Raw genomic sequence first — 26,016 nt, 5'->3', positions numbered from 1 at the left:
CCAAGCGCATGCGGAAGCTGCCGACAATGTAAACACGCGATTGACGCGCCATCAAAGCCTCCTTCCAGGACGCCCCGCCCCGAGTTGGTTAAACATCTGATGGCAGGTCTCCTGACTTGCGGGTCCGCGCTCGGCCAACCTTCCCGACCCTGTGGACCAGTGGCTGTTTGGCCTTGCTCACCGCTTACAGTTGCGGGGGCAGTTACGGAATTGGCACCTTTTGGCAAACCTCACCGTATTCCCTTTTCATCCCGCGGCAACACCACCGGGAACCATCAATCGATTGAGTGCCCGAGAACACCGGACACGTCAATGATAAAGTCGAAGGCGCCCAACTCTGGTCGAGGATCGAGCGCGGGCAACCACGTGTCCGTAGCACCAACCGAATGGGTTGGGCTGCGCGCCGAATTTGTCTGGCCACGGCTGTCCATAGTTGGTGTGTTTGGAAATTAGACAATCTGAGGTAAGCTGAACAAATTTAGAGGTTTAGCTTTGTCAGCGCCTTACCCCTGTTTGATCATTGCCTGGGTTTATCCAAGGAGACGGTTCTTTGACGCATGTTTCGCAAAACGCATTGCCGCCGGATATTGTTGATGATGTCATTGACCACAATCTCGAGGCCGTTGCACGGTGGAAAGGCCATCGCTTAAGGGCTCAGCATGGGCGCAGTCACGGGTGCGTGGCTGCAACATTCACCGTCAGAAACGATCTACCAGAACAGTTCCGTCACGGCCTGTTTGAACAGCCCGCAGACTATACAGCCGCACTTCGCTTTTCCAACGGCGCGCATCTGGATGACCGGAAATCGGATGCCCACGGGATGGCGATCAAGCTTTTTGACGTGCCAGGCCCCAAGCTGATCGACGCCGAAGCACTTGCACATCTGGGGACCACACAACTCAGCGACGAGTTCGATTTTGTATTGGTCGATCAGGATGTGTTTCCCAGCTATGTCCCCGATGAATATGAGCGATTGGGCAGGCTTGTCGCCACATTACAAGCGGTCCAGCACGCGATCAAAGGGCGACGAAAATGGAGCCTTAGGTTGATCATCAAAGGGCTGCGCGCAGGATTTCGAGCCTTCCTCACTCGTGAAGGCAAGCGTCAGTTTCGCGTCGCGAGTGATTTTGCCTCGAACTATATGCACTCGCCTTTTGAGGTCCATTTCTGGTCGACAACACCGTATCGGCTGGGCCCCGATCTAACAGTCCGATACCTAGCCCGCAGCGCTAAACCAAAAATTCCGGCACATCCGGTAGACGACCCAGATGGGATCGGGCAGTGTTTGCGGCAAGACGTGGCCGATGGAGATAATCACTTCGAGCTGTGTGTGATTGAGCCCCCGCGCCCGGCCGACGAATTCGATGTGCTAGACAATCGCATCCGGTGGGCATGCGATCCGCAACCAGATGCACCTCTTGATCCGTACCATCATACCGTCACGCCCGTGGCGGATATCACGATTCCCAAAGGTGCAGAATTTGATCCGCAGAATGGCGACGCGATGAGCTTCTCGCCCTGGCGTGTCACGGCAGATCACGAACCTTTAGGACCGATTAATGCGATCCGGCTCAGAACCTATCTGAGCCTGGCCCGCGCCCGGTTCCCGAATCGATGACCAAACGGAGATGTATTGATGCTGGACGTTGATGATCTGATCAAACTCGGATTCAAGATCTCCCCACCCGTTACGAGCTATTTAGCCGCGATCAGGCTTGCAAACGCCGCGAAGATCCACCGACCGCGGCCCTATACGATGGGCGCAGACTACACGACATGGCCCGGCGTGTTTTCCCATCGCTGGATCGGTCGGCATACAACGCCAGAAGACCTCTCACCCGTCCTGCCGTCGGAAAGCGAAGTTGCTGATCTCTTTCGCCGACGGACACAAATGGATGGCAGCCCGCTTACCTTGATGTGCCCGCAAGGATCGACACTTTTGTTTATCTCGGCCGCACAATGGTTTACCGACAGTTTCCTGCGCACCTTTGGGGCGAAAGGACCGGTTGATCAGACGGATTCGAACCACGAGGTCGATCTATGCCAAATCTACGGGCTGAACGATTTTCAGACCGACATGCTGCGCGAACGCGATCCCGAAACCAATGAATTAACCCACCGGTTGGCCTTTCGTCTGGATACACAAGGAGAGATGTGGGCCCCGAAGCTGTTTCAAAAGAACCAAAGCGGTGGTGTTAAGCTTGCGCCCCCCTTTGATGGCAGTCTTGCCACTGGCGAGAATTGCGGAAAGCCCCTGCACGATCCATGCAAGTTGTGGAATGCGGTGAAACGGGCACATCCGGGTCTCAGCGATCACGCGATTGACCAGCTACTGCTCGATTTTCATGCAACCGGGCTCGATAATGGCAATGGTACCATAGGCTATATCGCGATCAATACACTGATGTTGCGCGCCCATAACACCTTTGCCGATCTGTTGTGGCGCGAAAAGCGCGGCATATCAGGCTGGGACAAAGAGCGTGTGTTCCAGACCACACGCTGCACCTTGATCGCATTGCTGATCAAGCTTGTGCTTGAGGACTACATCGCCCACATCGCCAATATGCCATTCAAACTGCCTGTTGGCGTCAATCGCTGGCAACCGTGGCATCATTCCAACCAGATCGCGATTGAGTTCAATTTGCTCTACCGCTGGCATTCGATGATCCCCGAGCGATTCATAATCGACGGCGCACAGGTTGGCCCGGAGGGGTTCAGATTCAATCCACGACTGGTCGAACAAACGGGATTGGCGGAAATGATCCGATCATTGTCGCGCCAACCTGCGGCCCGCATGTCGCTGCGCAACACGCCCGATTTCCTGTTCCAAAGGCCTGCGCCCGGTGCTCCTGCCCCTGTCGAAGCTACAATTGCCCTGACGCGTAAGGCGCGTCTTCCGTCGCTGAACACTTATCGTCATCATTTCTGCCGCAAACCGCATTCAAGCTTTACTGAGATGGTTGGTGATCAGCCGTTTGCGGACGAATTGATTGCCGACCTGAGCCGGCTTTATTGCGACGTCAATAGGGTCGAGTTGTTCCCTGGTCTCTTTGCGGAACAGCACAAGGGCGATGTGATCATGGGCGATCTGATGACATCGATGGTGGCGTATGACGCAATCACGCAGCTTATGAACAACCCGATGGTGTCCAAAAACTTGTACTCGGCTGAGACTTTTTCAGAGAAAGGTTTTCAGTTGTTGAAGAAAACTTCGTCATTCTCGCAGGTGGCGCGTTTTGTTGGCTTGGACCTGCAACCCGAAGACTGCACTTTAGGTCGACGTCCCGGCGGGACCTAAGACGCGACCGCGCGCTCTTCCAGCTCAGCAATCCGCGCGGCAACTTCCGTATCGGCTGGCCGGATGCAGGCAAGATCACTCAGCGCGCGCAATTCATACAGCGCCGCGCCCTGATCATTTGCCACGGCTATAGCTTCACGCAAAGCCGCCTCAGCCGCATCGAACGGACTACCTTGTTCCAGTAGAAGAGCCGCCTTTATCCGGTGGATTTCAGCCTCATAGTTCCGCTCGTCAGTGTTTTCTGCACATGTCAGACCAGCCTCCACCGCATCCAACCCTTTCTGAATCTCACCCAGAGCAAGATAGCCCCGTGCGAGCTCGGCGTTGACGAGCACGCCAGCCGCCTCGGCACCCGTTGCGTGCATCCTTCCCCAAGCGGCCTGCAGCATGGCCACGCCCTCTGTGGCCTCGCCGGTTCTGATGGCAGCCCCGGCAAGATGGGCCGTCGCAACAGCTTGGTAATAAGGGCCGCCCTTGTCCTGAACAGCCGCGCTCAGCGCCTTGGCCATATGCGCATAATCCGGGTGGTCCATCTGCATGTGGATTTCGGTCAACCAATGCATTGCATTTGCGATGATCAAGGGCTGGCCCGACGCCATCGCGGCGTCAACTGCCCGCTTGGCTTTGGCGAGTGCCGCCTCAGTTTTGCCCTGAAAGCTGTCAACCAGCGCGCTCATACTCTCGATTTGTATCACGGCTGCAATATCGGGGCTGTTTCCAGCTTCGGCGCGATGCGCATCCGCATGAGACGCCGCTTGTTCCAGAGCTGCTGCCGCATCCTGAAACCGACCGCGCGGGGATAGCGCGGCCCCACAGATGTAGTTTCCGACCATTCGGGTGTGGTGATCGTCATACGCATCGATGATCGCTTGCCCCCATTGCTCGGCGTTCTGGTAATCACCTTTGACCATTGCAGCGGTAAACAGACCCCTGCCCGCGCGAACAAGAGTACGTCTGTCGCCCAGCTTTTCAGCCAGTTCAAAACTGCGCCCAAAGGCATCGATTGCGGGCTCGGCACCATAACCGACATGCACGCGTTCGGCAGCGGCCAGAAGGAATTGCAAGTTCAATTCAGCTTTATCGCGTTGGTCTGCGGGCAACTCGTCCAACAGCCGCAATCCGTTTCGGGCATGCTGAGCCCCTTCGCGATTTGCGTGGCGCCTCAGGTTCAGCCGCGCGGCCTCCGACCAGGCGGCCACCGCCTTCGTTGTTTCACCGGCCAGTTCCCAGTGCCGCGCTATTTGTTCAGGCTGTCGGGCGGCTTCCGGTTGGGCGGCAAGGGCTTCTGCCGTGCGTCGGTGCAAATGAATGCGACGGTCCCGCACAAGGCTTTGATATGCCGCCTCACGCACCAATTCATGGCGGAACCGCCAGATCATTTCTGCGTCGTCATTCGCGCCGGGCAGATGTTGCAATATACCCGTGGCGACGAGCCCAAAGATCGCGTCTTCGGACTCGTCTTCAGTCAGTTCACTGATCTGAGCCAGCAAAGGTGCCCCAAAGGCACCACCTATAACAGCGGCCTCGATCGCGGCACGTCGGAGTTCTCCGACCTCGTCCACCTGTTGCGCCAGGAGGTCATGCAACGTGGCGGGAATGTTGTCCACGATACGTTCAGGCGACGCAGCGATGGCGGCAGAGCACTCCTTGATGAAAAGGGGCACTCCATTGCCCCGCGCCAAAATCTGCGCCGTAGTGCGGTCGTCAAGGCGCTCACCCGAGGCCGCCTTGGCCAGTTCTGACGATGTCGCATCATCGAGCGGTGGAAGCGACAATTGCTCAAGAGACGGTATGCTCTCTTTGATCGCTGATGGCGCCGGCATCCGCGAAACCATCAACATCAGGACGGGAAGTGATGTCAGATGCTCGGCCACGTCGCGCAGCACCGAAAGGGTCGATGGGTCGACCCATTGCATATCCTCAACCACGACAAGCACCGGCCCCTCTCGGCTGAGTTTTTGGTAGACGCGGATGAATATGTCACTCAGTTGCGCGCGCAGTTCGTCCTCACTGGTCGTCCCGCTGTCGCCAGGGCCCGGGGCAAGAATGAAATACAGCGTGCGAAGTTGCGCGTCGTCCAGAATATCGCTCAGATGTTCTGACAACCGGTTGCGACGCGCGGCAATATCGTCCTGATTGTGGATGCCGCACCACCGTTCGACCTGTGATATGAAGGGAAAGAACGGTGTGCTGACATGGAACGGACTGCAGTGATAGGTCACCCATGCCTGCGGCCCGACCGACGAACGCAGATCACGGATCAGGTGCGATTTGCCAATCCCTGCCTCACCCAAAATGTGAATCACCCGCCCTCTTCCGGCTTCCACATCTTTCCACGCGCGGCGGAGTTGTCCGCGTTCGGCTTTGCGGCCAAGCAACGGGGTGCGGTTATGGCGGCGTGCCTGATCCTTGCCTTCACCGGTCAATCGATAAACTGGAACAGGCCGGTCGAACCCCGCGAGGTTCTGAACGCCTTGCGGCTCGAACTCCATTTGTTCGGCCCCAAGCGCTCGTGTTGCCGCAGAAACCATTGTTCCACCGGGGGTCGCCAACGACTGAAGACGTGCCGCAAGATTTAGCGTCGATCCAAAAATCGCGTCCGGCTGAATATTGGTCCCAAGCGCGATGTCCCCGACAAGAACTACGCCGGATGCGATCCCAATCCGGCACCTGAGATCGAGCGGACCCGCCATTGCGGGCAGATCAGTATGGATGCGCAGCGCAGCGCGTAGAGCGCGCTCGGCATTATTTTCAGACGCAGCAGGCCAACCAAAGGCGACGAGGATACCGTCGCCCACGATCTGCAGCACCCTGCCCCCGAACTCAACGGCAATTTGTTCGACCAGTTTATGATAACGTAATGTCGTAGACAGCAAATCTTCGGGCTCAAGCATTTGAGCCAATACCGTGGACTCGACAAGATCCACCATCATGACAGTCAGATGGCGGTGCTCCATCGCGCCAAGATCAGTTTCCGGGCCGGTGGGGTGCAGCACCATCAGCGCGCTCCGCGACCGGCGCTCATGCGGCGTGGAGATTTAAGGCCAACGCCTTCCCCGGAACCCAATAACGAGAACATGCCCCCCATCGCGAAGCCTTAAAATAATTAACAGATTGCTCGCACCGCCGCTCGACACCACGAAAACTGATTGTGAGACTATATGAAGCTTCGCATTCTGGCTATGCCCAACGCCTGCTGAAGCGAAGAAGTGCCTGATATTACATGTAGGATTGAGAATGCGCGCCAGCGGTCGAACGAATGCCATCGTCGAAAATCCGATCTGGCAACGAATCTTGATCGCAACACGCCGTTCTTCGCCGAGACCAGATAGCCAGTTCAACGCAAGCCACGAACAGCACTTGAACAATTCACCACAACAAGCATATTCGGTCGCCAAGAGACAGTCTGATGATTTTGCCCTATCGCCCGCAACACCTCAGAAGTGCCGAGCTGTTGTCGAAAGCAAGCCGGCAATGCCTAGGCGGTTGTAATTATCGAGCCCCAAAAGCTCTTAGTTCAGCGGTTGAAAGAGACCAGGAAATGCGCCATTGGCGAAACCCAAAAGAAGGAATTCGATAAATGCGCATTGCGATGATTGGCACCGGATATGTCGGTTTGGTGTCCGGGGTTTGCTTTTCGGACTTTGGCCATGATGTGATTTGCGTCGATAAATCCGATCGCAAGATCAAGATGCTTCAGAATGGAGAGGTGCCGATTTACGAGCCGGGCCTTGATGTGCTCATGGCCAAGAACGTGGCTGCTGGCCGCCTGACCTTTACCACCGACCTGGCCGCTGCGGTCGACGGCGCGGACGCGGTGTTCATCGCGGTGGGCACACCTACGAGACGCGGGGACGGGCACGCTGATCTGACTTATGTGATGGCCGCCGCCGAAGAAATCGCTCATGCCATCACCGGCTATACGGTTGTCGTAACCAAATCGACTGTCCCGGTCGGCACCAACCGCAAGGTTCATGAAGTTGTCTCGGGTGCAAATCCGAAGGCGGAATTCGACGTCGCATCGAACCCCGAATTCCTGCGCGAGGGCGCAGCAATAGATGATTTTATGCGCCCGGACCGTGTTGTCGTAGGGGTCGAAAGCGAACGAGCGGCGGATGTCATGGCCGAGATTTACCGCCCGCTTTATCTGCGTGACTTTCCAATCCTGACCACTGATCTAGAAAGCGCCGAGATGATCAAATACGCGGCGAACGCATTCCTGGCGACCAAAATCACGTTCATCAATGAAATCGCCGGTCTTTGCGAGCGGGCAGGCGGCGATGTCAAAGAGGTGGCGCGCGGTATTGGTCTGGATGGGCGGATCGGCAACAAGTTTCTGCACGCAGGCCCTGGCTATGGCGGCTCGTGTTTTCCGAAAGACACCGCTGCACTTGCCCGGATCGGACAGGATTTTGCCCACCCGATGCAGATCACCGAAACCGTCATTCGTGTAAACGATGAGGTCAAGAAGCGGATGATCGAGAAGATCCGGGATGCCTGCGATGACAGCTTCAATGGCAAGACCGTGGCGGTTCTGGGTGTGACTTTCAAGCCCAACACCGATGACATGCGCGACGCACCTTCCCTGACCATCGTTCCCGCCCTGATCGGCGGCGGTGCCCAGGTCCGCGTTGTCGATCCGCAAGGCCGTGCCGAGGGGGAAGCGCTGCTTCCTGGCGTCGAGTGGATGGATGATCCCTACGCCGCGACCAAAGATGCGGACGTTGTTGTCTTGCTGACAGAATGGAACGAGTTCCGCGCCCTGAACCTGAGCGAGCTGGCAGAGACTATGAGATCCCCCCGAATGGTCGACTTGCGTAATATCTACTCGTCCACGATGGTTCTGGGATCGGGATTTGAAACCTATGTCGGCGTCGGGGTTGGGGATCAGCGTTAGGGCTGGCACCGCCAATGCCTCTGGCCCAAATCAACTGGTTGTGGCAGCCGTCTGATACAGTCGGCGCATGATCAGCGGCGTCAGATACATCGGTATCTGATAGGCCCCGATGAACACCATGATCGGCGCGGTCACTTCAGGTGGCAGTGCCACGAAGAATATCGCGATGTTCCGGTTTCCGGCGATCAGAGACACCGCCGTAGCCTCGGCACCGGGCATTCGAGTTCGTGTGAATTGGAATGAGACAACCTGAGCCCCAAAGTTGATCAGACAGGCAAACGCGATCCAGAACAGCGCGACACGCGGGTCCACAAGTGCGGTTGCGCTCAATGATGGCATCAGGCCAACAACGAAAACGGACAGAGTAATCGTTGCCGCACCTTCCACGTTCAAAAGTGTAGACTTTGAAGGTTGGCGCAGCACCGTGCGGCGCAATATGACAGCCGCGAGAATTGCTATTGTGATGGTAAGAAAAAGCCGAAGCGCGGTCATCAGGACCGCCCTGAGATCACCCAATTCCGGCATCAGCCAAAAGATCGGTAACGCGGTCAGTGGCAAAACAGCCGTTCCAACCACGACCAGTCGCATCGCCGGTTCCGCAGAATAGCCCATCATCAGGCACATATTGGGGCTGCCGGATATTGATGGGGCTGCAGCCATGACAAGCAATGCCAAAAAAACTGGCGAACCGGTCCATCCGCAGGCAATTCCAATCCCAACGACAGACAACGGCAAAACCAATTGAAAGGCGGCAATCGTTCCCGCAACTTTTCGCAGGTCAACCAGCGAACCCACAATGGCCCCCGGCTGCATTCGCAGCAGCGTCAAAAACAGCAGGAGCATGACCAAGGGCGGTAAGAGAGGCCGCATCGGTGCGGCCAGCCCCGGCAGCAGAAGGCCTGCGGCAAGGCCCGATACTAACACATATGGGCCGTGACGCGCCGCGAGGTGAAGCGGGTTCAACGGTGTCTACCCACCGGGGCTTTGACGCAGGTTTTCGGGCAGCCACGTCGCCAACTCGGGGAACCAGATCAGAACGAACACCATCAGCACCATGATCAGGAACATCGGGATCGCAGCGCGGGCGATATAGCTCATTTCATGGTTAGTCATGCCCTGCATCACGAACAGGTTGAAACCAATAGGAGGTGTGATCTGCGCCATCTCGACAACGACCACGATGAAGATCCCGAACCAGATCAGATCGATCCCGGCGTCCCGGATCATAGGCTCGACAACAGCCATAGTCAGCACAACCGAAGAAATCCCATCAAGGAAGCAGCCCAGAATGACGTAGAAAACCAGCAGAACCATGAGCAGTTCGAACCGGGTCAGTTCCCAGCCCGCGATCAAATCCGCAAGCCCGCGCGGCAGGCCGGTAAAGCCCATCGACAATGACAGGAACGCAGCACCCGCTAGGATCAGCGCAATCATCGCACTGGTGCGGGTTGCGCCCATCAAACTTTCAGTGAAGGTCTTCCAGTTCAACGATCCCTGCCCTGCTGCCAGTAGCAGTCCGCCAATCACACCGAAAGCCGCCGCCTCGGTCGCTGTAGCATAACCCAGATACATCGATCCGATTACCACCATGATCAGCAGGATCACTGGCAACAGAAAGCGAGAGTTCTTAACCTTTTCGGAAAAGGTCAACTTGCTCTCATCGTTGGGGTTCCAGTCTTTGCCAACTTTGGAATAGATGGCGACATAGCCCATGAACATGGCAGCCAGCACAAGACCGGGTAGGATGCCTGCAAAGAACAGCTTGGTGATGGACTCGTTGATCGTAACGCCGTACACGATCAACGTTAGCGACGGTGGTATCATTAGTCCAAGTGTTGCCGCGCCGGTCAGCGTGCCGATGACCATGCGTTCGGGATAGTTGCGCTTTCGCAGTTCCGGGATCGACATCTTGCCAACCGTAGTCAGCGTCGCCGCCGAAGAACCCGATACCGCGGCAAACACCGTACAGCCTACGATATTCGTGTGAACCAGCCCTCCGGGCAAAGGTGCCATCCACGGCGACAGGCCTTTGAACATGTCTTCGGACAATCGGGTTCGGTAGAGGATCTCGCCCATCCAAATGAACATAGGCAAGGCAGTCAGGGTCCAGGAAGAGGACGCCGACCAGATCGTGGTGATCATGACATCGCCTACGGGGCGCGTCGTGAACAGCTCCATCCCGACCCAGGCGACGCCCATCAGGGCCAGCCCGACCCAGACACCGGTGCCCAGCAAGGTGAAAAGGACAAAGAGGAAGAGGATAATAACGGATATATTTTCCATGCTCTTACTCTCCGTGGCTCTGATCGGCCAGATCACGGGTGATGCGGTGATCACCCTTGAACAGGACATGGAACAGGTGATCGGTCAGCGCGACGGCCAGAATGACCGCTCCGATCAGCATGGTAGATTGCGGTATCCAAAGGGCGGTTTTATCTTGCCCCTGGCTGATATCGTTGAACTTCCAGCTCCAGTACACAAAGCGATAGGCATACCAGCAGAAATACCACATGACCGCCGAACCAATCGCAAAGCACCAGATTTCCAGAATTCTGCGAAAGCCATCGGGAACCGCATTCAGGAGAATGGAGACTCTAATATGGCTGCCTCGGTTCAGGGCGTTGGCGAAGGCCAGAAAAGACGCAGCGGCCATCGCGTATCCAGCATAATCCGGCGCGCCGGGAAAAACTTCGCCGGTCCAACGGGCCAGCATTTGCACCACAATGAGCACCAGAATGGCAATCAGGCTGAGCGCCGCCAGAACCCCTGCTGCCAGATAAATGAAATCCAGTACGGACCTGAGCCCTCGCATCGCCGCCATGCTGTCCCCGCTGTGCTTTTTGTGGATTGGGAGCAGGAGGCAGGATGAACTGCCGCCCGCATTCGAATGATTATTGAGAGTTAAACGCGTCGACGATGGCTTTGCCTTCGTCACCGGCGGCCTCAAGCCATTCGTTGGTCATGGTGACGCCGATTTCTTTCAGCTCATTCGTCATCTGTTCGGACGCAGGACCAACGGTCATGCCGCCATCGCGCAGACCCTGAAGCGTAAAGCCGGTATATTCCTTGGCACGCCAGTTACCTGCATACTCGGCCAGTTCCGCACAGCCTTTGATGACGTTCTTGTTCGCATCCGAGACACCGGCCCAGACGTCTGAGTTGACCATCACGTAGTTGCGCGGCAACCAGGCATCCACTTCATAGAAGTAGTTCAGACTTTCCCAGACCTTCCGGTCATAGCCGGTCGACCCGGAAGACACCATGGAATCCGCTACTCCGGTGGCAAAGGCCTGGCTGATCTCAGCCGCCTCGATGGTGACGGGCAGCATACCCGTCAGTTCGGCCAGGCGTGAGGTGGCGTTGTTATAGGAGCGGAACTTGATCCCCGCCATATCCGCGACCGAGTTCACCTCGTCCTTGAAGTACAACCCTTGAGGCGGCCAAGGCACGGCGTAAAGCAGCGTCAGGTTCTGTTCAGCCAGCAGCTTTTCGATGGACGGCTTTGCCGCATCCCACAGCTTGGCGCTATCATCGAATGACGTGGCCAGGAACGGGATGGAATCAAAGCCGAACAGCGCGTTTTCGTTCTGGTGCCCAGACAGCAGACGCTCACCAATCGGGGCTTGCCCGGTCTGGATCGCACGCTTGATGTCGGCACCTTTGAACAGCGAGCCGGAAGGGTGCGTGACAATCTCAATCTCACCACCTGTGCCGGTGGTCACACATTTGGCGAACTCCGCGCCCGTGGCCGAGTGGAAGTTTGAGGCCGAATAGGCCATCGGCATATCCCATTTCTCTGCCATTACTGGCGCTGCTGCGGCAGCCGTCAGAGCGGTTGCTGCCAGAAGGCTTGTCAGTTGTTTCATCATGTTTCTCCCTGTTGAGTTTTGAGACGCCGGCGTTCTTCGCCAGTCATTTCTATGTTGCGAAACGCGAGGGCGCGTAGACGCTCATGTCAGTGTTCGGTGTTCTGCCCGCAATTATTTGGGCCAGAAGTCGCCCCGTTTTCGGCCCGCCTGTCAGGCCAATGTGATGGTGCCCAAAGCCCATATACGCACCGCTAATCCCCGGAGCCTCACCGATAATCGGGATCGAGTCGGTTGGTGCTGGGCGGTGCCCCATCCATTCCACTTCCTCCTTCCATGTCAAACCCGGGAAGGCCATCCGGGCATTCTTGCGCATCAATTCAAACGGCGCGCGTGAGGGTGGCGCATCAAGACCGCCAAATTCCACGATGCCAGCCAAACGAATGCGGCCATCCATCGGTGTGGCGACAAATTTGCCGGAAACCACCATGACCGGACTGCGCGGCATGGCAGAAGGCTCCACCAATTCAAGATGATAGCCGCGTTCGGTTTCAAGGGGAACAGAAATGCCCAAAAGCTTAGCCAAAGGTCCCGACCAAACGCCCGCAGTTACAATTGCCGTATCACACGCGATGGTTTCGCCTGCCGCCCGTATACCGGTTACGCGACCATTTTCCTGAACCACGTCATCGACCGCTGCACGTAGGATTGTGCCCCCATGTGCCTCGACATACGCCGCCAGATCTTTGACGTACCGACCAGGATCCGTGATATGGCCATGATCCGAAAGTTTCGCCGCAAAACCGATATCTTCACTATAGACCGGGTCGTAGGCGTGAAAGCCCGGGCCTTCCAATTCTTCCCATGTGAATCCGTTCCTGCGCCGAATGTCCCAGCCAAACGCATCATCATTGAAATGCGCGCGGTCCTTGTACAGGAACAGATAGTCAGACGGCACGATCCACTTTTCAGCGCCTGTGCCCTCGGCCAGCGCTTTGTGGTCGTTCAGGCTATCGCCAACAATTGGCGTCAAAGCTGACGCTATGCGTTCCACATCTGATGCATTCGCATGACTCAGATAGCGGGTTAGCCAAGGAATCAGCTTTGGAAGATACCCCCATCTCAGAAACAACGGTTGTGACGGGCTGAGCAGCATTTTGGGCGCCTTCCGGAGCAGCCCTGGAACAGTCACCGGAACAATCGAGCATGACGCCAAAACGCCCCCATTGCCGTGCGAGGTGCCCTCTCCCGGTCCGGCCTTGTCGATCAGGATTACCTCGTGACCATCCCGCTGCAGCCAGATTGCGGCTGAAACGCCAACAATCCCAGCGCCGATGATCGCTATTGTCTTCTTCTCGCTCATGCCCCCACCGCCTTGGCCACTGCATAATGCTCAAGCTTGGTTACATCAGGCCTGTTGCCGAGGCCGGGTGCGTCAGGGACTACAACTTCGCCGCTGCTTACTTGGAAGGGGCTTTCAAGAATGTCCTCTTTCAGGAAGTAGGAGGCTTGATAGAATTCGCAGCCCAACGTTATCTCAGGTGTTGCAGCAATCATATGTGTGCCCGCCAGATGCGCCAATCCGGCCTCGAACATATCACCGCCATAGGCTGTCAGACCATGTGCTGCAGCGATACGGGCCACAGTCTGGCCTCGTGTCGGGCCACCGGATTTCATGATTTTCACTGAAACCCCGTCACAGATACCGTCACGCGCTGCCCGCTCCATGTCTTCGGGGCCAAAGACGCTCTCATCAGCCAGAAGTGGGACGTCAATCATCTGTCGCAACTTGCCCATCATGCTGAATTGATGAGCGCGGACAGGTTGCTCAATGAAATCCGGAGCGAATTGCGCAACATCGCGAACCTGAGCCGGTGCGTCCTCGATACTGAGCCCCTGATTGTAATCAACACGAACCCTGAAATCCGGATGGTTCTGCGCGAGATATTCCAACCGCATGATATCGAAGGCGTGATCCTTGAACCCGGTCTTGAGCTTTACAATCCGAACGCCATCGGCCTGCAATTGTGCCAGCAGCTCAACATCCTGAGCAAAATCCGGGTTCGCAATTGAGCAACTGAGTGGAATGGTTCCTCGGCACTTCCCGCCCAGCAGAGACCAAACAGGAACCTCGCTGATTCTGCCCGCAAGATCCAGCAAAGCGGTTTCCAATGCAGCTTTCGCCTCGGTGCAATGAGCCACGGCATAAGCTGCCTGCGCCATGATCGCTGAACGATCGCCCACTCTGGCCCCAACCACAAGAGCGCGCAAATAGCGATCAAGGGCTGCATAAGTGGCCTCTGGGGTGCCCGTGAAGACAGACCAGGGAGAGGCCTCTCCAAATCCTTCATTGCCGTCTTCGGATCTCAGCCGCAGGACGACGACTTCGCATGTTCCTTCGACGGACCCGATGCCATGATCACGGCGAGACGTCACGGGCAACTCAAGATGCCAGAGATCATAGCCGATGATTTTCTGTGTCAGATCGCCCATTGCACCCCCTGCCAATGGCCGAAGCCTGCCTTGACGGGGATATCATTTCAAATACTATATTATCTAGAGGTCATCAGGAAAAATGATACTATAGCGATGTCCCTGCGATTTCGTCAGCTACAGGCTTTTCACGCCATCATGGAAACCGGCACTGTCACGGGTGCGGCCTCGGTGCTTGGGATTTCACAGCCCGGGATCAGCAATCTGTTGGCACAGCTGGAGCGCGAAGCTCGTTTGCCGCTGTTTGAACGCAACAAAGGCCGGTTGCTGCCCACGCCAGAAGCTGAACTTCTATACCGCGAGGTTGATACGGTTGTTCGGGGGCTGGATCACGTGGCGCAGGCGGTCACGGATCTGCAGAACAAGCATCCGGGTCAATTGCAGATCGCCGCACCACATCTGCTATCCTTCGGCTTCATGCCGCGTGAGATCGCTCGCTTCGCAGAAAGCCGCCCGAACCTGTCGGTGAGTTTTCAGTCGCAGTATTCCTCGAAGATTCAAGAATGGGTAATCTCTGGCCTGTTTGAGATCGGCATTGTCGAGATGCCCATTCTGCATGACACACTGAACTATCAGGTCTTTGAGTTCGAAACGCTGGCGACCTTTCCGGAAACCAGCCCTTTGGCAGATTATGATGTGCTCACACCTGAAATTCTTGAAAACGAACCATTCATCGTGATGGGGCCAGAGCATCAAACCCACCGACGAACTCGGGACATCTTCCAATCAGCGGAGCGCAACTGGCGGACCCAGATTCACACCCATCTGTCAGAAAACCTGCTAAGTTTCGTCAAGCAGGGCATGGGGGTCGCGATGATCGATCCCTTCACTGTCACCTTTGACGACGAGAGCGGGTACCAAACCCGCCCCTTCCGACCGGCTGTGATGCTTGATCTGGCCATTATCACCGCCAAAGGGCGACCCCTATCAACGATTGCACAGGATTTTCTGGCTCAGCTAACCCCTTCGATCGCCTCTTATGCCACCCATTCCGAAACCGGTGCAGCGGCATCGTGAAGCGGTTGTGAGTGAATGTCGACCAATGTCGGGCCATCATGCTCGATAGCCTGTTTCAGAACTTTGGACAGGTCTTCGGGATCTTTGACAGTCCATGATTTAACACCAAAGGCGCTTGCAACAGCGGCGTGGTCGGTGCGGTTGAAATCAACATTGTAGTATCTCTGCCCAAACCCTGCGTCCTGTCCGGCCTTGATCCAGCCAAAGACCGAGTTCGAGAATACTATCGAGGTGATCGGCATGTTGTGCCGCACCATGGTTTCGAACTCACCACAGGTAAAGCCGAATGAGCCGTCACCCATCACCGACAAGGTCTTGACCGAAGGCCGTCCAATATGCGCACCCATTGCAGCACCCAAGGAATATCCCAGCGCCCCATGCGCCCGGTTGGTGATGAAATGCCGCCCAGGTGTCCGCCAACGGTAGTGCGCGCTGAAATAGGGGCACGGCGTGCCGGGATCAGCGACAACAATTGCATCGTCATCCAGGATGTCCATTAGCGAAGCCATGACAGCCTCGGGCCGGATCGGCGTTTCTCGGCTGGCTGCATGCGGGGCAAACGTAGCCAATTTGGCCGCCCATGCCGCGTTTGATTTGGCCGCACCGCCCAGCCTGGGCAGGTCTTGGCGTGCCGCCAGTGCGTCCGCCAATGCTTCCAGCGCGAGACGCGCGTCGGCACAAATAGCGACTTCGGTCGGATAGTTGGCTCCGATCACCATCGGGTCACTGTCGATATGAATGATGGTGGCATCGCGCGCAGGGCTTCTCCAGCGCTCGGTCGTGACGGATCCTGCGCGACATCCGATGAACAGAACGACATCCGCCGCATCTACCACAGCGCGGGTGGCAGGCACCCCGCCATTCGACCCGACAACACCAAGCGCGAGTGGGTCTGTCTCGGCAATCGAGCCCTGCCCCGACACGGTCGTGGCGACAGGCATATCCAACAGTCCCGCAACTCGGCGCAGTGCGTAGTTTGCCCCTGATAGAACGGGTCCACCGCCACAAACGGCTACGGTGGATTTAGACTTTGAAAGTATCTCTGCTGCCGCCTCGACCGCATCCATGTCGGGGCCTGCACGTTCCGCCGGATAGCTGCGATGTCTTGCATCCGCCCAGATCTCTGCCTCGTCCACCGGCGCTTTCTGAGTATCGAAGGGCAAGGCAAGATGTGTGGCCCCAGGTGTACCGGTGGTCATTGCACGGAATGCCGCACGAACCATGGCCGGCAATCGCGTGGCATCATCCAGCGACGCATTCCACTTGGCCAGCGGCTTGAACAGCGCGGGTTGGTCCAATTCGGTCAGCGGGTACTTTCCCCGGCTGGTTGTCGCCACATCCGAGGTGATCGCAAGAATAGGAACCGAGCTTTCGTTGGCTTCGACCACGCCAGGTAGAATATAGGTCGCCCCGCCTCCAGACGGGCCTTCGCAGACACCCGGCTTACCTGTCACCCTTGCATAACCATCCGCCATGTAGGCCGCATGACGTTCATCCCGCGTCAGAATGTGCTGAATACCGTGATCCATCCGAGATAGCGCATCATAGAATGGCAAGGTTGTATCACCACATAGGCCGAACATGTGCTTCACGCCATGCGCCTCAAGCATACGGACCATTGCCTCGGCTCCGGTCAGGTAATTCGTTCCTGTCATGGTCGGCGACTCCCTTAATCTAATCTGCACACAGACCTGTATACAGTTTTGTATATTGATTTCAAGACTGGCCTGTGGCACCTGTGGGGCAACGACCAAAAGGCAGTACCAATGGCAGGTCCACGCGTTGATGATATCTACGATCAGGTGAAGGCCATGGCGGTTTCATTCCGCCTGCGTCCCGGCGATCGTTTGAACGAGGTCGCCCTGTCGAAGGAGCTGGGCGTCAGCCGCACCCCTTTGCGCGAAGCACTGAACCGGCTGGTCGCCGAACGTTTGTTCGACTTCCGCCCGGGACAGGGTTTCTTTTGCCGCCCATTGGATGCCCAAAGCATTTTTGACCTGTTCGAGCTGCGCCAAATCATCGAAACCGCCGCCGTCCGCGCAGCGTGCACCAAGGCCACCACAGAACAACTGCAGGCGCTTCACGACGAACTTTATGCGACGGGTATCGATATCACCGGGCTTACCGTTGAAGAGGCCGTCACGCGAGATGAAGCGTTTCATCTGGGCATCGCCCGGCTGTCTGGCAACATGGAATTGCTGCAAACCCTGATGCGGATTAATGAGCGCATTCGCTATATCCGATGGATTTCCATGAGTCTGGACCGGGTCCAACGCTCAAAAGACGAACATAAGCGCGTCATGCAGGCCTTGATGAACCGCGACGCTGATGAGGCCGCGCAGGCTTTGGGCACCCATATCAACAAGCGGATGGATCAGGTGCAGGACGCGGTGCGCCATGGGATATCAAGCATCTATATGGAAGGGTCCGACGATATCTCGACCCGCATCATTCAGGAGGCGCAGTCATGATCGCGCAGGGCGGAAAATCCATATACGGCGCATCTGTCGGCATCCTGATGTTGGACGCACAGTTTCCACGTATTCCCGGTGATATGGGCAACGCTCGGACATGGCCGTTTCCCGTGCTCTACCGCATCGTGCGCAACGCCTCGCCTGATCTTGTGGTCCGACAAGGTGCTGAAGGAATGCTTGGAGCGTTCATCGATGCCGCACGGGAACTTGTCAAAGACGGGGTAGACGGGATCACCACCAATTGCGGCTTTCTTTCGCTGTTTCAGGATGAACTGGCCGAGGCGGTTCCTGTTCCGGTCGCGACGTCCTCGATGATGCAGGTCGATATGGTGAACCGTATCCTTCCTGCAGGAATGCGCGCCGGCATTCTAACCATCTCCGCCTCAACACTTACGAATGAGCACCTGCGAAAGGCACAGGTCCCCGACGGAACTCCAATTGGCACCACCGAAGGCGGCAACGAATTCACAACCGCTATTCTCGAAAACGCATTGACGCTGGATGTGGACAAAGCCCGCGACGACAATGTCGAAGCAGCGCTTGCGCTGCAAGCGGGCAATCCCGACCTTGGTGCAATTGTACTGGAATGTACAAACATGTGCCCTTACGCGGCGGACATACAGCAGGCGACTGGTTTGCCAGTGTTTTCTATTGTTACTTTCATCAACTGGTTTCAGGCCGGACTAAACCCGCCAAGGTTCTGATCAAGTGAACAGTAAGTCCAGAGTAGCCGCCGCCTATAGCCAGATGGCGATTCTGGACCTATCGGCAACAACTTGACGGTGAACCAGAACCAAGCAATCAAGAAACGAAATCGGAACAGCGCCGAAACGATCATCGTTGACCTCAAGGCACCTGTTCCGACACCGATTAACAACAGTTCAGGAACCGAGACGCATGACGAAAACACCGATCGAGCTGTTGGCGGCCAGTGCCTCGGAAACCCGCCCAGTTGTAGCGCTGAGCGAAGGCACCGATCCCCGCATTGTTGCCGGAGGATTAGCCGCCCATAAGGCTGGTCTGGCAGATATTATTCTCGTCGGACCTGAGGCCGACGTTAAAGCGGCGCTCGTGGCAGAGGGTGGCTCAACCGGGGACGGTATCGCCATCCATGATCCTGCGCATTCGGAACTGACTGACGCTTTTGCGGCCGAGTATCATTCTCTGCGCAAACACAAAGGTGTCGATGAAGCCAAGGCACGCAAAGCCGCAGAATCGCCGCTGGTCTATGCCGCGATGCTGGTGCGAATGGGGCACGCAACAGGAACCGTGGGCGGGGCGGTCCATACCACAGGCGATGTGGTCAGAACTGCCATCCAGGTTATTGGAATGAAGCCTGATGCTGGTATGGTATCCTCGTTCTTTCTGATGTACCCACCCGAGGCCGCCGCTGAGGGCGCGCGCGCCATGCTCTATTCTGACTGCGGCTTGGTGATCGATCCGACCTCCGAAGAACTGGCAAACATTGCAGCTGCTTCAGCGGTTTCCGCGCGGGCATTGCTGCAGGAAGAGCCAAAGATCGCGATGTTGAGTTTCTCAACAAAAGGCAGCGCCCAACACCCAGCGGTGGACAAAGTCGTCAACGCGACAGAAATTCTGCGGGCGAAACACCCAGAGTTGAATGTGGATGGAGAGCTGCAATTTGATGCCGCCTTCGTGCCGTCGATTGGTGAGCGAAAATCCCCCGGGTCCTCGGTCGCGGGTCAGTCGAACGTCAAGATTTTCCCAAATCTGGATGCCGGAAATATCGGGTACAAGATGACTCAACGGCTGGGCGGTTATCTGGCGATCGGTCCGGTTTTGCAGGGGCTCGCCAAACCGGCCAATGATCTATCGCGCGGATGCAGCGCAGAAGATGTGACGCAGATAATCGCGGTGACCATCCTGCAGGCGCGCGAACCCTAAACTCGGCAGCTCGCCTGCCCCTTCGTGCGGGCTCGCGACCCATTCCTTACAAACGAAAGACTATCCGTTATGGCGTCCGCCGATCCCTCAGACCTATCCCTCACCGAGCGGAGCAAGGAGCGTGTTCGCACGCTCTTTCCCGGCGTCATGATTGCCGTAACCGTTGCCGTCGCCGCCAAGTTCCTGTCCGAGCATTATGCTACCCCGGCCATGCTGCTTGCCCTTCTATTGGGGATTGCGGTCAGCTTTCTCGGCGAAGAAGGAAAAACCGTTGAGGGGATCGGATTCGCCGCACGCACACTTCTGCGCCTTGGCGTGGCCTTGCTGGGTGTGCGCGTGTCGATGACCCTGATGCTGGGTCTGGGCTGGGACCTGATTGCCCTTGTGATCGTTGGAGTGCTGTTGACCATAGGTTTTGGCCTGTCCGTAGCTCGTTTTTTTGGCCACAAATGGCGCTTTGCCTTTCTGACCGCCGGTTCGGTCGCAATTTGCGGTGCATCGGCGGCAATGGCGATCAGTGCAATCCTGCCCAAGGACGAACGCTCGGAAGAGCGTCTGATTTTTACTGTCATGGGCGTGACCGTTTTGTCCACCATCGCCATGATCGCCTATCCGATCCTCGTACGCTCATTAGGGATGAACGATGTTGCGGGCGGTGTGTTTCTGGGTGGCACCATCCATGATGTGGCTCAGGTTGTCGGCGCGGGATTTTCGATCTCGGAACAAACCGGAGATACAGCGACGCTGGTCAAATTGTTCCGCGTGGCGATGCTGGCACCAGTGGTTTTGGTCGCTTCACTGATTATTCGTGGCTTTGCTGAAATGGACGCAGACGGGAAACGCCCACCGCTGTTGCCGGGATTCGTGTTAGGATTTCTGGTTCTCGCTGCGGCATCCTCATTCGGATTGATCCCGCCAGCGATTTCAGAATTTCTAAGCCAATGCTCTCGATGGTTGTTGCTTGTTGCGATCGCAGCTGTTGGGATGAAGACAAACCTTAAACAAATCCTGTCGGTCGGTGCAGCCGCAATCGCCCTCATCATAGTGGAGACGTTGTTCATCGCCGTGGTAATTCTGGCCGGGATTAACCTATTAACCTGAAGCAGTTACCAAGAGTTTTCCGCCGACTGCGACGGCTGAACGGCAACCCCTGACAGTCCGGTGCGGGTTTGCCGATTGCCTTCGTGCGCGGTGTTTGGTTCATTGGCGACTCGCGCTTTGCAGCGCTTTTTCGTTCGATTCCGAATGGTCCCTCAAGCGAGATGAAGAATATGGACAACACCTTGCCTCTGCCACCCGGCCCGCATTCCGAACCGGGCTTTTGGCTTGATACATCTGAACACCGCACGTGGTTGAAAGATCAGGCTATGCGACAGTTGGCGTTTTTCAGCGCAAGTTGTCGGACCGAGCCAGGATTTTTCATCCTCGACCATGATGGCAGCCCGCTGCCAAACACATTGCAGGAACTGCACACGACTACACGCCTAGTGCATTCTTACGCTCTGGGGCATCTGATTGAATTTCAAGGCGCAGAGCGGATCATCGATCACGGTATGGCCTACCTCAACAGCCACCACAAAGACCGGGATCACGCCGGTTACCTTTGGGCTTTGGATGGCGACAACATCAAGGATGATCGCAAACTTGCCTACGGGCATGTCTTTGTTCTGCTCGCTGCCTCAAGCGCAAAACAGATAGGGCACCCGGAAGCTGACAAACTGCTGACCGAAGTCCGGGATATCCTTGATACACATTTCTGGGATGATGAGACCGGGTTGTTCCGCGACGAATGGAACCGCGATTGGACGCCGTTTTCCACATATCGCGGAATGAACGCGAATATGCACGGAGTTGAGGCACTGCTTGCAGCTTTTGAGGCGACAGGCGACGAAATCTATCTTACCCGCGCCGGTCGTATTCTGAATTTCTTTATCGGCCGGATCGCACCTGCTGAAAACTGGCGCTTGCCCGAGCATTTCACCTCAGATTGGCAGATTGACCGGGGCTATGCCGGTGACCCGATGTTCCGTCCCGCAGGCACGACCCCGGGCCATTCGTTCGAGCTTGGGCGACTTCAGCTGCAGCATTGGGATTTATCAGGCCGACCAAACTCGGGCGCGCCCGAGTCATCGCGACGATTGATTGAGCAGGCCCTCAAGGATGCGTGGCTGCCCGGCGGCGGCATGGCATATACGCTGGATTTTGGGGGTCGGGTCGCAAATGCGTCGCGGTTCTGGTGGCCAGTAGCTGAAGCCATTGGTGCGGTTGGAGCCCTGATCGCACTGGATAAAAGGCAAGAGGATGAAATTTGGTACAGAAAACTCTGGACCTTTGCGAATGAAACGTTCGTGGATCACCAACATGGCGGCTGGTTCCCGGCGGTGGATGAATCCGGTGACATCGTGACATCCATCTTTGACGGCAAACCGGATATCTATCATTCATTGCAGGCTTGCCTGTTCCCGCTATCGGGGCGCTTATCTCGGATGGTGCCGCTTTAGCGCGCGCGAATTCAAGCAGAGCGAGACCCGCATCGAGCCGGCTCAATTGAAGAGTCGGGGCAAATCTGCTATGTTAAATACATTCAACACCATCCGACGACCTGCGAATTCGGATGCGTTTCTTGACGAACGGATAGGAGAGTTGAATGGCAAATCAAGCACGTGGAAAGCGAACGACCCGAAAGGGCACACTTGAGGTGAGACCACAACCATCGGCCCATTCCGCCCTGAGCGAACGGGCCGGGGCGTCAGGCCTCATGACCCCGCAAATGCTGAGCGAACGCGATGAGCGCGTCTCAAAAACTCGCAAAAAGGGCGGGCCTGCTTTGGAAGAAGATAATTCGGATCAATCCGGCAATGACGCTGATCCGACGGAACTGGATTACTAATCAATTACGCACATTTTTTTGACATGAGTAGATTACGGAGGCTGCTATGCCCTCGACCCATCAGCCAAGGATTTTCAACACAATAAACCTTACGGATTTCGATACTAACGGCCAAACCTCTACTGTGGGCGAGCCGACAGTTTCCAGCAACGGAGGTCAGATTCTGGCCACTGGCAACTGGTATGCAAGTCGGTCACTGGACGGCGGCCAAAGCTGGTCTCACATGAGCCCTTTCACGTTGTTCCCACCTGTTGACGGGGGGTTTTGCTGCGACCAGACCACGATTTACGACCCAAGCCGGGATCTGCTTATCTGGCTGCTTCAATATATCGAACAGGGGGGCACCAACACACTGCGGGTTGCGGTCAAACAAGGGCGCACCTTGGGGAACGACACATGGAACATTTGGGATTTCACCCCCGCCGGGCTTGATCCCGCGTGGAACAATGAGTGGTTCGACTATAATCACGTTTCGTTGTCCGAAAACTATATGTATGCGGGCACCAATGTGTTCTCGGCCGGGGCTAACCAGTTTACCCGCTCTGTCATTCTACGGATTTCACTGGACGAACTGGCGACCGCGGCAACGCTATCATTCGACATATTCGAAACAGAAGACAACTTCTCTCTGCGCTGCGTACAAGGCGCACGCGGCGCGATGTACTTTGCCAGCCACAACACGAACTCGCAGATCCGCGTATTCAGATGGGCCGAGAACGCCTCGGACGTAGATGAATTCGACATCGATGTCACGCCTTGGTCCGCAGGCAATTATTCCGCGCAGACCACCGGTGGCGACTGGATGTCGCGCACTGATCCACGCATTATGGCTGGTTGGCTGGGACGCGGCGTTCTGGGCTTTATGTGGACAGCTAATCGTCAGACCAACAGGCCACTCCCTTTCGTCAGGACCGTCCGCATTGACGAAGCAACCATGTCATTGATTGACGAACCGGATATCTGGAACAGTCAGATCGCGTTCGCCTACCCCTCAACAGCTGTAAACCGGGTTGGTGATGTAGGGCTTTCGGTCTTTGCGGGTGGTGGGAATTTGCATCCGAGCCATGTTGTTGGCTCATACGACGATATCGATCTGACTTGGCGGCTGGCCCTCGCTCGACGGGGCACAGACACTCCGGGTCTGGGAAAATGGGGCGACTACACCAACTGTGCCGAGGTTGCCGATGATGGCTTCACCTGGCTGGCAGCCGGGTACACGCTGCAGGGCGGGAACACCCAAACTGACATCGAACCAACCATGACCTGGTTCGCACAGCAGCGCTATGACGCACCACGTCGCCATCCGCCCGTTATCGTCTAAAACATTATAACCATTTATAATTCAGGGATATACATCATGCACAGAGCGATTAAATCACAAGGCGTAAAGTCATTCTTGCGGCAGGAAGCCCCCTGGCTACTTATCGCCTTTGTTATTGCTGACCTATTCTACAAATGGGGGTCATTCGCCCTGGAATGCGTCGGCTTTCTGCTGACTTGGTACGTCCTGAGCCTTCTAGCCAGCCTGGTGTCACATATGCTGTGGGGGGAAAACTCAGCTGTCGGAGATTGAACCATCGATCAATCTTTTTAAGCTTGCGGACTATTGGTTTGCCTCCCGCCCTGGTACATTACGAGTTTGTTGCGCGTAGGTCTGAAATCACTTCGGACAACAGCTCAATCCCTTTTCGGATAGAACCGGGTTGGATTGACGAGACGCCAAGACGAAAGTGGTATCTCCCTGCGGTTTTATTTGAAAAACAGGGCCCGATCGGCTCCACAATAACACCGCGTTTTAGGGCGGCTTGACATATCGTCATGGCATCCAACCGGGCCTCGGGATCAGAAAGCACAAAAACCGTTCCGCCAAATTCGCCCGTTTTCAGGAAATGGGGTAGCTTTTCACGGATCGTCGTATCAGCCAGATGCCAGCGCAGCTCATAATTCTGGCGAACCCTGCGCAACAAGCCATCATAGTACCCCAAGTTAATAAACGCGGCAGCAGTGTGCTGAAGAATCATCGGCGGATGGCGCATCATCATTCCCCGGCAATCGCGCGCGGCGTCAATAAATTCTGGCGCAGCCGCCAGATACCCCAGGCGCAAACCTGGTGAAAGACCTTTGGAAAGGCTGCCCAAATAGATCAATCGATCCGTGTCATCCAGACTGCGCAGCGGCAGCAAAGTAGAATGCCGGTAATCCACATCGCATTCGTAATCGTCTTCGACGATGTAAAAATCATACTCTTCAGCGGCCTGCAGCAAGGCCTTGCGGCGACGCTCGGACATCGTGACGGTGGTTGGGTGCTGGCGATTGGGGGTTACGAAAACCAGGTCAGCCTCGCGCAGACGTTCATCGACGATCAGACCCTCGCTATCAATGGGTTGAAACCTTACATTCCCAAAATTTGCCTGAAGGATCTTGCGTGCATCCGGATATCCCGGATCCTCCATAACCGCAGTTTTATCGCGCCCGCCGAACAACAGGCTGGTGATAAACAACCCGTTTTGCGAACCCAATGTGATCAGGATTGAATCGCTGGGTTCAAAAATACCGCGACGGGGCAGGATGCGCTGCCGGACCTGCTCGATAAGTTCAAAGCAATCCTCGTACAGCCCGTCCGCAGACCAGATTTTCAGGTGCTTTCGATTCATGGCCAACCGAGTGCATTCGCGCCAATCCGCAACTGGGAATGCGCCATCATCGATTTGGTTGCACACAAACGGATAGTCGTACTTGTACCAGTCATTCGGGCGCTGGATGGTTTCGATCTCTTCGGTGCGGCGCAGTTTGTTCAGTTTCTGGCCAATCGATGTGCGCTGTCTGGTGCTGGTTCGCCCAATCGCTTCACCGTCCGTGCGAATCCCCACGTCAGAGCAGACATAATAACCCGAGCGGGGCCGGGCCTCGATCAGTTGCTCTTCTTCAAGCTTTCGATAAGCCGCGACGACCGTATTGATCGAAACATCGAGATCCCGCGCCAACCCCCGACATGAGGCAAGCTTTAGTCCAGACGGCATCAAACCTTCAAAAATGAGTCGTGAAATCTGCGAGACGATCTGATCTCGCAAACCGCTGGACTGAGTTTTGTCGATGCTCAACCGTTGTGTCATGTCCTGTCGGGCTCTAGTCGCAAATTCTGCGACGCGATTTGCAAACTGTATCCATGTTTTCAAGTGCTCCATGCAAAGTGGAAACGACGCTAAACTCCCCAATTCTGTACTGGCAATGCTGAA

Annotated in this window: 21 protein-coding genes and 1 riboswitch; of the genes, 12 read left to right on the top strand and 9 right to left on the bottom strand. The window is 56.3% G+C overall.

Features of this window, described 5'->3' with window-relative positions; all coding sequences use genetic code 11:
- Positions 1–84: 84 nt before the first annotated feature.
- Positions 85–292, bottom strand: a riboswitch (cobalamin riboswitch).
- Between the two features lie 258 nt (positions 293–550).
- Both ACR0AW_RS08850 and ACR0AW_RS08845 read left to right on the top strand, forming a co-directional pair.
- Positions 551–1,618: a catalase family protein gene (locus ACR0AW_RS08850; RefSeq protein ID WP_170776281.1), complete on the top strand. Its 1,068-nt coding sequence runs from the start codon at positions 551–553 to the stop codon at positions 1,616–1,618.
- A gap of 18 nt (positions 1,619–1,636) precedes the next feature.
- Positions 1,637–3,298 carry a peroxidase family protein gene (locus ACR0AW_RS08845; protein WP_170732620.1) on the top strand — a complete coding sequence of 554 codons (1,662 nt, stop codon included), beginning with the start codon at positions 1,637–1,639 and terminating at the stop codon, positions 3,296–3,298.
- Here the strand turns inward: ACR0AW_RS08845 and ACR0AW_RS08840 are convergent.
- Positions 3,295–6,297, bottom strand: a complete 3,003-nt coding sequence (locus ACR0AW_RS08840; protein ID WP_170732619.1) for an AAA family ATPase — start codon at positions 6,295–6,297, stop codon at positions 3,295–3,297. The genes ACR0AW_RS08845 and ACR0AW_RS08840 overlap by 4 nt on opposite strands.
- A 581-nt stretch (positions 6,298–6,878) precedes the next feature.
- Between ACR0AW_RS08840 and ACR0AW_RS08835 the strand changes: the two genes are divergently transcribed.
- Positions 6,879–8,195 (top strand): UDP-glucose dehydrogenase family protein, encoded by a 1,317-nt coding sequence (locus tag ACR0AW_RS08835; protein WP_170732618.1) that lies wholly within the window; start codon positions 6,879–6,881, stop codon positions 8,193–8,195.
- Positions 8,196–8,225: 30 nt separating this feature from the next.
- On the opposite strand, the gene ACR0AW_RS08830 is transcribed toward ACR0AW_RS08835, so the two are convergent.
- From ACR0AW_RS08830 to ACR0AW_RS08805, 6 genes are all read right to left on the bottom strand, one after another.
- Positions 8,226–9,038: a hypothetical protein gene (locus tag ACR0AW_RS08830; RefSeq protein WP_480776497.1), complete on the bottom strand. Its 813-nt coding sequence runs from the start codon at positions 9,036–9,038 to the stop codon at positions 8,226–8,228.
- A gap of 126 nt (positions 9,039–9,164) precedes the next feature.
- Positions 9,165–10,478, bottom strand: coding sequence for a TRAP transporter large permease subunit (locus ACR0AW_RS08825; protein ID WP_170393803.1), 1,314 nt, complete (start codon positions 10,476–10,478; stop codon positions 9,165–9,167).
- 4 nt (positions 10,479–10,482) lie between these two features.
- Complete coding sequence (locus ACR0AW_RS08820; protein ID WP_170732617.1) at positions 10,483–11,016, bottom strand: TRAP transporter small permease subunit; 534 nt, start codon at positions 11,014–11,016, stop codon at positions 10,483–10,485.
- A gap of 70 nt (positions 11,017–11,086) precedes the next feature.
- Entirely contained in the window at positions 11,087–12,061 is a 975-nt protein-coding gene (locus ACR0AW_RS08815; RefSeq protein WP_170732616.1) for a TRAP transporter substrate-binding protein, read from the bottom strand.
- 52 nt (positions 12,062–12,113) lie between these two features.
- Complete coding sequence (locus ACR0AW_RS08810; protein ID WP_170732615.1) at positions 12,114–13,364, bottom strand: NAD(P)/FAD-dependent oxidoreductase; 1,251 nt, start codon at positions 13,362–13,364, stop codon at positions 12,114–12,116.
- A complete protein-coding gene (locus ACR0AW_RS08805; protein WP_170732614.1) occupies positions 13,361–14,494 on the bottom strand; it encodes an enolase C-terminal domain-like protein in 1,134 nt (377 codons plus the stop codon). Before ACR0AW_RS08805 ends, ACR0AW_RS08810 begins: the two co-directional genes overlap by 4 nt.
- A 96-nt stretch (positions 14,495–14,590) precedes the next feature.
- Here ACR0AW_RS08805 and ACR0AW_RS08800 point away from each other — a divergent pair, with 96 nt between their 5' ends.
- Positions 14,591–15,511 carry a LysR family transcriptional regulator gene (locus ACR0AW_RS08800; protein WP_170732613.1) on the top strand — a complete coding sequence of 307 codons (921 nt, stop codon included), beginning with the start codon at positions 14,591–14,593 and terminating at the stop codon, positions 15,509–15,511.
- Here ACR0AW_RS08800 and ACR0AW_RS08795 read toward each other — a convergent pair.
- On the bottom strand, positions 15,472–17,166 hold the full coding sequence (locus ACR0AW_RS08795) for a thiamine pyrophosphate-binding protein (protein ID WP_170732612.1): 1,695 nt from the start codon (positions 17,164–17,166) through the stop codon (positions 15,472–15,474). The two genes, ACR0AW_RS08800 and ACR0AW_RS08795, sit on opposite strands and share 40 nt — an antisense overlap.
- Positions 17,167–17,277: 111 nt before the next feature.
- Here ACR0AW_RS08795 and ACR0AW_RS08790 point away from each other — a divergent pair, with 111 nt between their 5' ends.
- From ACR0AW_RS08790 to ACR0AW_RS08755, 8 genes are all read left to right on the top strand, one after another.
- Entirely contained in the window at positions 17,278–17,982 is a 705-nt protein-coding gene (locus ACR0AW_RS08790) for a GntR family transcriptional regulator (protein ID WP_170562158.1), read from the top strand.
- Entirely contained in the window at positions 17,979–18,689 is a 711-nt protein-coding gene (locus tag ACR0AW_RS08785; RefSeq protein WP_170732611.1) for an aspartate/glutamate racemase family protein, read from the top strand. The genes ACR0AW_RS08790 and ACR0AW_RS08785 overlap by 4 nt, the downstream gene beginning before the upstream one ends.
- A gap of 193 nt (positions 18,690–18,882) precedes the next feature.
- Positions 18,883–19,890, top strand: coding sequence for a phosphate acetyltransferase (pta, locus tag ACR0AW_RS08780; protein ID WP_170732610.1), 1,008 nt, complete (start codon positions 18,883–18,885; stop codon positions 19,888–19,890).
- Positions 19,891–19,959: 69 nt separating this feature from the next.
- A complete protein-coding gene (locus tag ACR0AW_RS08775; RefSeq protein WP_170732609.1) occupies positions 19,960–20,991 on the top strand; it encodes a putative sulfate exporter family transporter in 1,032 nt (343 codons plus the stop codon).
- Positions 20,992–21,161: 170 nt separating this feature from the next.
- A complete protein-coding gene (locus tag ACR0AW_RS08770) occupies positions 21,162–22,391 on the top strand; it encodes an AGE family epimerase/isomerase (RefSeq protein ID WP_170732608.1) in 1,230 nt (409 codons plus the stop codon).
- A gap of 146 nt (positions 22,392–22,537) precedes the next feature.
- Positions 22,538–22,780: a hypothetical protein gene (locus ACR0AW_RS08765; protein WP_170393778.1), complete on the top strand. Its 243-nt coding sequence runs from the start codon at positions 22,538–22,540 to the stop codon at positions 22,778–22,780.
- A 46-nt stretch (positions 22,781–22,826) separates the two neighbouring features.
- Entirely contained in the window at positions 22,827–24,101 is a 1,275-nt protein-coding gene (locus tag ACR0AW_RS08760) for a hypothetical protein (protein WP_170406931.1), read from the top strand.
- A gap of 36 nt (positions 24,102–24,137) precedes the next feature.
- Positions 24,138–24,353, top strand: coding sequence for a hypothetical protein (locus ACR0AW_RS08755; RefSeq protein ID WP_170732607.1), 216 nt, complete (start codon positions 24,138–24,140; stop codon positions 24,351–24,353).
- A 58-nt stretch (positions 24,354–24,411) separates the two neighbouring features.
- Here the strand turns inward: ACR0AW_RS08755 and ACR0AW_RS08750 are convergent, their stop codons facing one another.
- Positions 24,412–25,893 (bottom strand): aminotransferase-like domain-containing protein, encoded by a 1,482-nt coding sequence (locus ACR0AW_RS08750; RefSeq protein ID WP_170732606.1) that lies wholly within the window; start codon positions 25,891–25,893, stop codon positions 24,412–24,414.
- Positions 25,894–26,016 lie beyond the last annotated feature (123 nt).

The organism is Ruegeria sp. C5, from assembly GCF_056537605.1.
The sequence above is the reverse complement of the archived record's forward strand: the minus strand, read 5'-3'. Positions and strand labels throughout refer to the sequence as shown.

What these genes read in the sequence shown, in the direction of transcription:
- ACR0AW_RS08840 (WP_170732619.1), bottom strand. Translation starts at nt 6,297, where the DNA reads ATGGTGCTGCACCCCACCGGCCCGGAAACTGATCTTGGCGCGATGGAG.
- ACR0AW_RS08845 (WP_170732620.1), top strand. Translation starts at nt 1,637, where the DNA reads ATGCTGGACGTTGATGATCTGATCAAACTCGGATTCAAGATCTCCCCA.
- ACR0AW_RS08750 (WP_170732606.1), bottom strand. Translation starts at nt 25,893, where the DNA reads ATGACACAACGGTTGAGCATCGACAAAACTCAGTCCAGCGGTTTGCGA.
- pta (WP_170732610.1), top strand. Translation starts at nt 18,883, where the DNA reads ATGACGAAAACACCGATCGAGCTGTTGGCGGCCAGTGCCTCGGAAACC.
- ACR0AW_RS08835 (WP_170732618.1), top strand. Translation starts at nt 6,879, where the DNA reads ATGCGCATTGCGATGATTGGCACCGGATATGTCGGTTTGGTGTCCGGG.
- ACR0AW_RS08760 (WP_170406931.1), top strand. Translation starts at nt 22,827, where the DNA reads ATGCCCTCGACCCATCAGCCAAGGATTTTCAACACAATAAACCTTACG.
- ACR0AW_RS08800 (WP_170732613.1), top strand. Translation starts at nt 14,591, where the DNA reads ATGTCCCTGCGATTTCGTCAGCTACAGGCTTTTCACGCCATCATGGAA.
- ACR0AW_RS08795 (WP_170732612.1), bottom strand. Translation starts at nt 17,166, where the DNA reads ATGACAGGAACGAATTACCTGACCGGAGCCGAGGCAATGGTCCGTATG.
- ACR0AW_RS08790 (WP_170562158.1), top strand. Translation starts at nt 17,278, where the DNA reads ATGGCAGGTCCACGCGTTGATGATATCTACGATCAGGTGAAGGCCATG.
- ACR0AW_RS08775 (WP_170732609.1), top strand. Translation starts at nt 19,960, where the DNA reads ATGGCGTCCGCCGATCCCTCAGACCTATCCCTCACCGAGCGGAGCAAG.
- ACR0AW_RS08830 (WP_480776497.1), bottom strand. Translation starts at nt 9,038, where the DNA reads ATGCTCCTGCTGTTTTTGACGCTGCTGCGAATGCAGCCGGGGGCCATT.
- ACR0AW_RS08765 (WP_170393778.1), top strand. Translation starts at nt 22,538, where the DNA reads ATGGCAAATCAAGCACGTGGAAAGCGAACGACCCGAAAGGGCACACTT.
- ACR0AW_RS08755 (WP_170732607.1), top strand. Translation starts at nt 24,138, where the DNA reads ATGCACAGAGCGATTAAATCACAAGGCGTAAAGTCATTCTTGCGGCAG.
- ACR0AW_RS08810 (WP_170732615.1), bottom strand. Translation starts at nt 13,364, where the DNA reads ATGAGCGAGAAGAAGACAATAGCGATCATCGGCGCTGGGATTGTTGGC.
- ACR0AW_RS08805 (WP_170732614.1), bottom strand. Translation starts at nt 14,494, where the DNA reads ATGGGCGATCTGACACAGAAAATCATCGGCTATGATCTCTGGCATCTT.
- ACR0AW_RS08825 (WP_170393803.1), bottom strand. Translation starts at nt 10,478, where the DNA reads ATGGAAAATATATCCGTTATTATCCTCTTCCTCTTTGTCCTTTTCACC.
- ACR0AW_RS08770 (WP_170732608.1), top strand. Translation starts at nt 21,162, where the DNA reads ATGGACAACACCTTGCCTCTGCCACCCGGCCCGCATTCCGAACCGGGC.
- ACR0AW_RS08820 (WP_170732617.1), bottom strand. Translation starts at nt 11,016, where the DNA reads ATGGCGGCGATGCGAGGGCTCAGGTCCGTACTGGATTTCATTTATCTG.
- ACR0AW_RS08815 (WP_170732616.1), bottom strand. Translation starts at nt 12,061, where the DNA reads ATGAAACAACTGACAAGCCTTCTGGCAGCAACCGCTCTGACGGCTGCC.
- ACR0AW_RS08785 (WP_170732611.1), top strand. Translation starts at nt 17,979, where the DNA reads ATGATCGCGCAGGGCGGAAAATCCATATACGGCGCATCTGTCGGCATC.